The 7724-nt window shown below is 47.3% G+C and carries 11 protein-coding genes; 4 read left to right on the forward strand and 7 right to left on the reverse strand.

Translation table 11 applies throughout. The features are described from left to right. Nucleotides 1-14: 14 nt before the first annotated feature. Nucleotides 15-929, reverse strand: a complete 915-nt coding sequence (locus BRW63_RS18550; protein WP_073073788.1) for a class I SAM-dependent methyltransferase — start codon at nucleotides 927-929, stop codon at nucleotides 15-17. A gap of 208 nt (nucleotides 930-1137) precedes the next feature. Between BRW63_RS18550 and lexA the strand changes: the two genes are divergently transcribed. Then, the gene (gene lexA, locus BRW63_RS18555; RefSeq protein WP_317615828.1) at nucleotides 1138-1761 is read left to right on the forward strand and encodes a transcriptional repressor LexA; all 624 of its coding nucleotides are present in this window, start codon (nucleotides 1138-1140) and stop codon (nucleotides 1759-1761) included. 33 nt (nucleotides 1762-1794) lie between these two features. On the opposite strand, the gene BRW63_RS18560 is transcribed toward lexA, so the two are convergent. Further along, a complete protein-coding gene (locus tag BRW63_RS18560; protein ID WP_073073789.1) occupies nucleotides 1795-2367 on the reverse strand; it encodes a DUF924 family protein in 573 nt (190 codons plus the stop codon). Nucleotides 2368-2561: 194 nt separating this feature from the next. Continuing rightward, the gene (locus BRW63_RS18570) at nucleotides 2562-3047 is read right to left on the reverse strand and encodes an allophycocyanin subunit alpha-B (protein ID WP_073073793.1); all 486 of its coding nucleotides are present in this window, start codon (nucleotides 3045-3047) and stop codon (nucleotides 2562-2564) included. A gap of 184 nt (nucleotides 3048-3231) precedes the next feature. Between BRW63_RS18570 and BRW63_RS18575 the strand changes: the two genes are divergently transcribed. Continuing rightward, a complete protein-coding gene (locus BRW63_RS18575; protein ID WP_073073794.1) occupies nucleotides 3232-3891 on the forward strand; it encodes a Uma2 family endonuclease in 660 nt (219 codons plus the stop codon). Here the strand turns inward: BRW63_RS18575 and BRW63_RS18580 are convergent. From BRW63_RS18580 to BRW63_RS18595, 4 genes are all read right to left on the reverse strand, one after another. Beyond that, nucleotides 3877-4512 carry a 7-carboxy-7-deazaguanine synthase QueE gene (locus BRW63_RS18580; protein WP_073073796.1) on the reverse strand — a complete coding sequence of 212 codons (636 nt, stop codon included), beginning with the start codon at nucleotides 4510-4512 and terminating at the stop codon, nucleotides 3877-3879. The genes BRW63_RS18575 and BRW63_RS18580 overlap by 15 nt on opposite strands. Beyond that, on the reverse strand, nucleotides 4505-4894 hold the full coding sequence (locus BRW63_RS18585) for a 6-pyruvoyl trahydropterin synthase family protein (RefSeq protein ID WP_073073797.1): 390 nt from the start codon (nucleotides 4892-4894) through the stop codon (nucleotides 4505-4507). Before BRW63_RS18585 ends, BRW63_RS18580 begins: the two co-directional genes overlap by 8 nt. 131 nt (nucleotides 4895-5025) lie before the next feature. Beyond that, a complete protein-coding gene (locus BRW63_RS18590; RefSeq protein ID WP_073073799.1) occupies nucleotides 5026-6216 on the reverse strand; it encodes a TRC40/GET3/ArsA family transport-energizing ATPase in 1191 nt (396 codons plus the stop codon). Between the two features lie 91 nt (nucleotides 6217-6307). Next, on the reverse strand, nucleotides 6308-6682 hold the full coding sequence (locus tag BRW63_RS18595; RefSeq protein WP_073073801.1) for a DUF2358 domain-containing protein: 375 nt from the start codon (nucleotides 6680-6682) through the stop codon (nucleotides 6308-6310). A gap of 86 nt (nucleotides 6683-6768) precedes the next feature. On the opposite strand from BRW63_RS18595, the gene BRW63_RS29600 reads away from it, so the two are divergent. Together BRW63_RS29600 and BRW63_RS29605 are read left to right on the forward strand one after the other, a co-directional pair. After that, nucleotides 6769-7137 (forward strand): DUF3095 family protein, encoded by a 369-nt coding sequence (locus BRW63_RS29600; RefSeq protein WP_073073802.1) that lies wholly within the window; start codon nucleotides 6769-6771, stop codon nucleotides 7135-7137. Further along, nucleotides 7082-7555 carry a DUF3095 family protein gene (locus BRW63_RS29605; RefSeq protein WP_219898699.1) on the forward strand — a complete coding sequence of 158 codons (474 nt, stop codon included), beginning with the start codon at nucleotides 7082-7084 and terminating at the stop codon, nucleotides 7553-7555. Before BRW63_RS29600 ends, BRW63_RS29605 begins: the two co-directional genes overlap by 56 nt. Nucleotides 7556-7724 lie beyond the last annotated feature (169 nt).

The raw sequence follows: 7724 nt of genomic DNA on the forward strand, positions 1-7724 counted from the left end.
CAGTAGAGAATCGTCTATTTTACTTGAGCCACGACCGTGCGGTGGCGAGGCGTGTTGCAAGTCACCGTAGGTTGAGCAAACCCCGACTCTACGATCGCGCCCTCAATATCGAACGAAAAGTAATCATCCATATACGGCTCAGTGCTCTTAAGCAGCGTCAGAATATAGGGCGGCATTTTCGCATAAATTTCTGACTTCGGATTCATATCCATAATCGCTAAGTGTCCACCGGGACGCAGTAACCGTTTCGCTTCTTGCAAAATCTCGATCGCAGCAGTTCTAGGCAACTCGTGAAACATCAAACAAGCAGACACCAAATCAAAAGAGCTAGACGGCAAGCGGGTTGACTCGGCGGCGGCATGAACCCAAATCGGAGGATTTTGACGCTTCTGCTGGGCTTGATAGTAGGCAACTGCTAGAAAATAGGGCGACAAATCGACTCCAGTAATCTTGGCGCTGGGAAACGTGTCTTGAAGCGCAAAGGTACTCATGCCAACGCTGCAACCCAGATCCACAATATCGTTTGGCGCGTTGGGTAACTCTTTCAAAATCGCGTGATAGCTTTGCCGCAGTCGAGCATCACCCTCTGCTCCAGCATCTTTCCAAATTCGGGCATGAACGGCGTAGGCAGCTACTTCGACTTCTGTGGCAGGCTCCCAGCCTAGATTGCCCTCGTTGTAAGCATGGAAGGGGCGCAAATAATAATCGGGATAGGCTAAATCGGGATAGTTGACCTGATTGAATTCGGCTGTCCAATCGCGCGATCGCAGCGTTTCGGCTTCTTGAACCCACTGCACTCCGATCGACTCTGCCCGCTTAATCATCATCTGACGCGCCTGATATTTTGCCAGATTAAACAATGGCTTGATCGCTAGAATGCGATTTACAACGCGAGATGCCAGACGAGGAGTGGTTTCAACAGCAGTCATAAGTCACCGTATCAAAACAGCATTTTATCAACCCACTCATTATCGCAAACGAACTGCACCGAGAACGATCGCAATCTTTTTTCGATCGCAAGACAAATGTCAAAATTGATGATACGAATGTTCTTAGAGATCTTTTGTTTAAATCACTAGACGACTGTACTAATATGTGATACAAATGTTCTAAAATCTTTCATCATTTGTACTAATTATGCTGGAACCTCTCACCGAAGCCCAAAGGCAACTCTACGACTGGCTAGCCGAATATATCTACCAACATCAACATTCTCCTTCAATTCGGCAGATGATGACAGCGATGAATCTTAAGTCACCAGCCCCCGTGCAGAGCCGTTTAGAACACTTGCGAAATAAAGGTTACATCGCCTGGTCAGAAGGACAAGCTCGCACCATTCGTCTGCTGCACCCCGAACCTAAAGGTGTGCCAATCTTGGGCGCGATCGCCGCAACCAGTCTGGTAGAAACTTTCTCTGATACCGAAGTTGAGCATCTCGATCTCTCCAGTCTGTTGATCAAACCTCAGCATTTTGCCTTAAAAGTGCGCGGACACAGCATGATTGATGCGCTAATCGATGATGGCGATGTTGTGATTATGCAGCCAGTGCCAGACCCGAAGACTTTAAAGAACAACGCGATCGTCGCCGCACGAGTCGAAGGAAAAACGACGCTGAAATATTTTCAGAGAAAAGGCAGCAAGGTGATTCTTCAACCCGGCAACCCCAATCGAGACCTTTATCCTGTCACCGAAGTTTCGGCAGCTCAAGTGGATGTGCAAGGCGTTTTGGTGGGAGTTTGGCGAGGTTATGGAACGTTGTAAAAGGACTATCTACCCGATTAAATAGCCTCTCAGTTAAAAAGATGATCCTGGCTGCGTGAGAAACTCAGCTTCTTCAGGCGTGGTAGCACGTCTGAGAATCTGATTGCGATGAGGGAACCGTCCAAACCTTTGAATAATGGCTTGATGGCGCAACGCAAAATCGTAAGTGTCACTCAGATCGGGATTATCGCTGAACTGGTGAAATAGCTTCACAGACTGACGTTGATGCTCCAGGTTTTCGCTGTGTTCCATTGGAAAGTAGAGAAACTGTCGCTGAACTGGAGGCAATTGTCGATCGAACCTCTGAGCAATAGCGTGTTGTACCACAGAGAGCGCTTTGGCATCGGTGGCAAACGATCGTGGCTGACCCCGAAACAGATTGCGTGGAAACTGATCGAGCAGCAGGGCAAGCCCTAAACAACCTTGGGGCGAGTCGAGCCATCGATCGAGTTGACCTGAGGCGGCTTGCTCATAGTCAGATTGGAACTGCTTCACCTGTTTGTCAAACGCCGCATCTTTGGTAAACCAAACCTTGCGAGACTTTAACTGAGCGACATCTTGCATATCGCCAAACCAAAAGTTCAAAATCTGATCGAGTTGAGTCATTACAGTTTAGAGATCAATCTGGACTCCTTTATTTTCGGAACTTTATCTGGCGTTGAGGAGGGCAATTCACATTCAGCAATGCCCTTTGTCTGTAAAAAGTTTCCCCACGATCGAGAGAGTTCTGACGTTAAAGAGCCAGAAACCTCTCTCGATCGTGGGGAAGTCAACAATATTCAGTTTTTCGCAACCTAGCTCTAAGACATACCCTGAATCAGGTAGTCAAAGTAAGGAGCGGCTTCTGCCCCGTCTTCGGTGCTCAACAGTGCTAGAGAAGCATCTTTAAGGCAGCGCATCGCCTCTGCCATGCCAGGAACAGGAACGTCCAGGGCGTTATACATCTCACGTGCGCCGATTAAACCAATCTTCTCGATCGGGTCTTTATCCCCGGCCAATACGCCATAGGTGACTAGGCGGAGATACCAACCATAGTCACGTAGACAGAGGGCGCGTTCACGGTTGCCGTAGGCGTTACCGCCGGGGGCGATAAAGTCGGGGCGCTTTTTCCAAAGATTTTTGCTAGCTTGCTCGACGATCTTCTTCTCGTTGGATGAGAGCGTTTCGACGATGCGAGTGCGCTGTACCCCGGTTTGAAAAAACTCTTTTATGCCTTTCAACTCGCCGCTCGTGGGATAACGGAGTTCGTCGTCGGCTTGAAGGATGACTTGGCTAACTACGCTCATATTTATTGCGGTATCTCAGAATTCATCTTGTAGTGTACCGAGTTTCGGGGTCGTAAAGGAAGACTATTTTCTCATTAGTCTTGACAAAACGTAATCTTTGACCTGAAGAGTGCGGGTTGAGGATGTCAAACTAATCTCATGTTCTGGGTTTTCTATCCCGATCTCCACTCGCCGAGGAGCCAACATGGTTACACTTCAACTGAAACAAATTCGAGTTTTGGCCGGGCAGCGAGTAGTGCTAGAAGATATTAATTGGCAAGAGTTTGAGGCGATTTTGGAAGAACTCGGTGATCGCCGCAACACGCGATTGGCTTACAGCAAAGGAACATTAGAAATTATGGCTCCATTGCCAGAGCATGAAGTCAGCAAAGAGATGATCGGAGATTTGGTAAAAATCTTGCTCGAAGAGTTGGATATGGATTGCGAATGTTTCGGCTCAACCACCTTTAAGCGACAAGAGATGCAGCAGGGGATCGAGCCAGATAACTGCTTTTACATCCAACACCCCGAACGGATGCGAGGAAAGTCAAGAATCGATTTGTCGATCGACCCACCACCCGATTTAGCGATCGAAATTGATGTCACGTCTAAAACCCAATTAGATGCTTATCAAGCGTTGGGTGTGCCGGAACTCTGGCGATATGAAGCTGGAAGCTTGAGAATCGATGTTCTTCAAGACAATCAATATGTTCAATCTGAAACTAGCCCGACGTTTCCAAACTTTTCGATCACAGAAGCGGTTTCTCGCTTTGTGCGACAAAGCAAATCAGAGGGAAGAAGCGCAGCACTAAAAGCATTTCGGAAGTGGGTCAGAGAGAAAATCGCTTCTCTACCGGACTCCTAACATTTTGTGAGTTTGCACACTGATTCGCCATTGTGGATGTCGCAACACATAATCAAAAATCAGATCACGACTTCCTTCTGTGTTCCACTCAGCTTGCAAATAGCAAATTACCGAGGCTACAACCTTTGCAGATTGCTGCTCTGCCCAAATCAAATCTTGAGAGTTTGCAACCACGATTTTGAGTTCACTCGCATGAGCATAAACGCTCTCTTGGGGCGGATTAGAGACTTTAGGGGAAAGCGTCACCCAATCAAATCGACCGCTAAATGGATGTGCGCCAGACGTTTCTAAATGCACTCGCAGACCTGCATCGTGAAGCGAGTGACTCAACTCCGTTAAATCGTGCATCAAAGGTTCGCCGCCTGTGATCACGACGATCGCCGGATTTGCTGCGATCGCATCTGCCACCAAGTCCACTATTTTTCGCTGTGGGTGTCGTCGCGGATTCCAAGACTCTTTTGTGTCGCAAAACCAGCAGCCCACATCACAGCCCCCCAATCGAATGAAGAATGCGTTTGTGCCCGTCCAAGCGCCCTCGCCTTGAACCGAGTGAAAGGTTTCGACAATCGGCAACGTGGTCTGATTTGTCGAGGCGCGATCGGTCAATTCAAAATCAATCATCCTCATACTCCGCCCATGAGTTTGGCGATTCTGACACTGCAACTTTGAGTTTGATGCCCTCCGGCAGGGTCTTCTTGGTTTTGTCGTAGATATACTGAGCAATCATCTCTGACGTTGATTCATAGCCTTCTGGCAACACTTCATTGAGATTGCAGTGATCGAGTCCGCCTTTAAGAACATCTCGTTTTGCCCATTTGAGCGTTCTAAAGTCTGCCACCATTGCTGCATGAGGACAATATTCTGAAGCATGAAGGCGATCGCTCGTCGCTTCTAACCGAACGGTATACGTGTGTCCGTGCAGTCGTCCACAGGGCCCATCATAGTCACGAATTGAGTGAGCGGCGTTAAACGTAAACTCGGTTGTGATCTTCCACTTGGGCATGGTCTTGTTCTCCTGTAAAACCTATCCTAAGTCTTCAAGAATAGGATTTTAGAGTGCTTTCTTAAATCCTAAAGATCCAAGTTATTTAATCGCTTGCAAGGGCGAGAACAAGACAGCGAAGACCACAATATCTAGACTCGCGCCGGGTCAGCAAACCGAATTTTGAGATAATCGTCCTCCATCTTTGCCCCCGCCGGGTTTAACGCCGCTAATGCTTGAGGTAACACTAAATTACGGCGATGATTTCCAATCCGCACGTTTAACTCGTCGCCCGTTTTGCTAAGTTCGATCTGGCTTTTTTCGATTCCAGGCAGATAAATCTCTAAGCTATATTGACCCTGATCTTGCACAACCCGCAGCGTCGTCTCTTTGTAGTAAACCTGGGCAGGATCTTCGTTGTTGGGGTAGAGCGTTTCTTTTAAGCGATCGAGCGCCTTTAACCCGCACATTTCTTCTGAATAGAGCGGCACTTCCTTCACAGGTAAAGGCGCAAAGTTATCGTGAATTTCTTGACGATATTGCGATTGACTTTCTTTCCAACGTTTAAAGAATGGATCAGTCACTGACTCAGGAATAATGCGATTTGCGATAATCAAATCTGTCGAAACATTGTACAAGCTCAAATAAGCATGGGCACGCAGCGACTCTTTAATCACCATCTTTTCAGGGTTGGTGACTAGTCGCACTGAAGTTTGCGTGTTATCGATCAACACTTTTTGCAACGCTTCGATTTGCTCATAAAACTCAAAGGGCGCATCCATCACCTCTTTGCTGGGCAGAGAAAAGCCAGCGATCGGTCTAAAAATCGGCTCCACCAAGGGGCGCAATGCCACCGAGATTCCTTGAAATGGCTTGTAAAACTTTCGCATATACCAGCCGCCAACTTCTGGCAGACTTAACAGCCGCAGTGCGGTTCCAGTTGGTGCAGAGTCGATGATCAACACATCAAAGGTGCCTTCGTCATAGTGGCGTTTCATCCGCACCAACCCAAAAATCTCATCCATACCAGGGAGAATAGCTAACTCTTCAGCTTGAATGCCATCTAGCCCCCGCGCTTGCAAGACCTGAGTAATATAGCGTTTGACTGCACCCCAGTTGCCTTCTAACTCCATCAGGGCATCTAACTCAGCACCCCACAGATTAGGGCGAACCAGCTTTGGCTCGTGACCTAGCTCTAGATCAAAACTGTCGGCTAGCGAGTGAGCCGGATCGGTGCTTAAGACAAGGGTTTGATAACCAAGCTCTGCACAACGAAGCCCAGTTGCGGCAGCTACAGAGGTTTTGCCAACGCCGCCTTTCCCTGTCATCAAAATTACACGCATGGTCGATCGAAGTCCTTGCCTGAGAATTGTTTACATTCTTTTACTTAACTTCATTCTCCCACAGGAACCCAGCTTTGTGGATCGCGCACCGTTAGCGGAAATGTTGTTTTAACACGTCTAAACGCGAACAGTGCCAATAATCGATGTGTGACACGATCAGATCATCCCCATTGACGGTTAGCTCACTCCATCCGCTAATCGAGATATGAGGCTTCCACGGTAGAGGCGTGTTCCAACTCAATGTCCAGTCTGTCCTGATCAAATTGCCATTGCGCTGAATTGTGTGGAGATCCATCTGGACGTTGAGAAACCAGGTTTTGATAAAGCCGATCATTTGCTGATAGCGATCTCGTCCCCGAAACTCATTCAACGGGTCTTTAAAGTAAACGTCTTCAGCGTAAAGACCATAGGTTTGATCGTCTGGAAAGCGCTGATAGTCATCTTGAAGAATTTGCAGAAGGTTCATAGAATCTACATTAAACGACTAAATCCACGTCAGAGAGAATTCCGTACTAGTGCTAGATTATACAAAGCATGTACTAAACTAAGACCATGCCTACTCGGTATTTCTATTCCGATTTACCTGTTTTGACTGACTTTGTACAAATCACTGACCATCATAATTTTGTGGCTGTTCCTGATGATTGGCTGATTGTGATTACCGATATCATCGGCTCGACTCGTGCCATTGAGCAGGGTCGCTATAAAGATGTCAATTTGTTGGGTGCTTGCTTGATCGTATCGGTTCTCAATTTAGAGTGTCGCTGGCAAGACATTCCAAGTCGCTATGGAGAAACGGTCAGTTTATTAGTGCTGGCAACGCACGACGAAGAGTATCGAGACCTAATCGAACAAATTCAACTGAATCTATGGAGCGGGCGATCGCCGCTCTTTATCTTTCAGCCCCAACACACTTCTTAAAGAAACTAAAGTCCGTACCCCGACCAACCATGGGTTCAGCAAACTCAAATATCTGATCAAAATTCAGTTTGAAAATCTGCTCGGCTGGATATTTATGAAATTTAAGCTCAACGTCGGCGGAACAGATTGGGGTAAATATCAAGACGTTGTAGCGGCTGCAACTGACTATTGCAAGTTTGATGATATGCTGCGAATGGTAATCGCTGGAGATGCCCTGCAACGAGAGAAGCTCACCGATTACTTAGAGCGGAAGTATCGATCAGGCAAGCTTGTCTATGGATTGCACGTCAGCGATCGAGCGTTGCTAAGCTGTTTAGTGTTCGATCTTAGCGGACGACAAGTACATTTTTTTGATGGTGCTGATGGAGGCTATGCACTTGCAGCTAAAGAAATGAAAGCCCGAACAATAAACCCATAATCACCTGCTGTAACCAAACCCACCATCCGTATAATCAAAAACAAAACTCCTCCTTTCAGCTAAGAAAGGAGGCTTTGTTCTTTTAATATTCAACCTGGCGATGAGCTATTTTTGCGGGAGGCTACCCTCCAACTATCTTCGCCGCTGTCACGTTTCACACCTGAGTTCG

This window comes from Phormidesmis priestleyi ULC007, from assembly GCF_001895925.1.
Taxonomy (GTDB): domain Bacteria; phylum Cyanobacteriota; class Cyanobacteriia; order Leptolyngbyales; family Leptolyngbyaceae; genus Phormidesmis_A; species Phormidesmis_A priestleyi_A.